The 901-nt window shown below is 65.1% G+C and carries 1 pseudogene; it reads left to right on the forward strand.

Going from position 1 to position 901, the window contains the following annotated elements:
* Window positions 1-901 (forward strand): annotated as a pseudogene (locus BRO63_RS04535) (DEAD/DEAH box helicase); the annotation flags it as partial.

A 901-nucleotide genomic window follows, 5' to 3' on the forward strand; every position in this document is an offset into this window, starting at 1 on the left:
CACGTTCGACCTGCTCATCGCCGACGAGGCGCACGAGTACAAGAACGGCGGTAGCGCCCAAGGCCAGGCCATGGGCGTGCTGGCGGCGAAGGCTCGCAAGACCTTGCTGCTGACCGGCACGCTGATGGGCGGATACGGGGACGATCTTTTCTATCTGCTGTTCCGCGCCTTGCCTGGGCGGATGATCGAAGACGGCTACCGCCCGACCACGAGCGGGAGCATGACCTCGGCCGCGATGGCGTTCATGAGGGACCACGGGGTCCTCAAGGACATTTACTCCGAAAGCGCCGGCACGGCGCACAAGACGGCCAGGGGCACCAAGGTATCGGTGCGCACGGTCAAGGCTCCCGGCTTCGGGCCGAAAGGGGTCTTGCGGTGCATCCTGCCGTTCACGATTTTCCTCAAGCTCAAGGACATCGGTGGCAACGTCCTGCCGCCGTATGACGAGGAGTTTCGTGAAGTCCAGATGGACGTGGCGCAAGCCGCGGCCTACCGTGACCTGGCGGGTCGGCTGACCGCGGAGCTGAAACAGGCTCTGGCGCGACGCGACACGACGCTGCTGGGCGTGGTGCTCAACGTGCTGCTGGCCTGGCCGGACTGCTGCTTCAGGTCGGAGACCGTGGTGCATCCGCGCACGCGCAACACCTTGGCGTTCGTCCCGGCTCAGTTCAACGAGTTCGAGGTGACGCCGAAAGAGCGCGAGCTGATCGACATCTGCAAGGAAGAGAAGGCGCAGGGCCGGAAGGTCCTGGCCTACACGGTCTATACCGGCACACGCGACACCACGTCGCGTCTGAAGATGCTGCTGGAGCAGGAAGGCTTCAAGGTCGCGGTGCTACGCGCGAGCGTGGACGCCAGCCGCCGCGAGGACTGGATCGCCGAGCAGTTGGACCGTGGCATC

Origin of the sequence: Achromobacter xylosoxidans, assembly GCF_002192695.1 — a bacterium.
Lineage (GTDB): Bacteria > Pseudomonadota > Gammaproteobacteria > Burkholderiales > Burkholderiaceae_B > Achromobacter > Achromobacter xylosoxidans_C.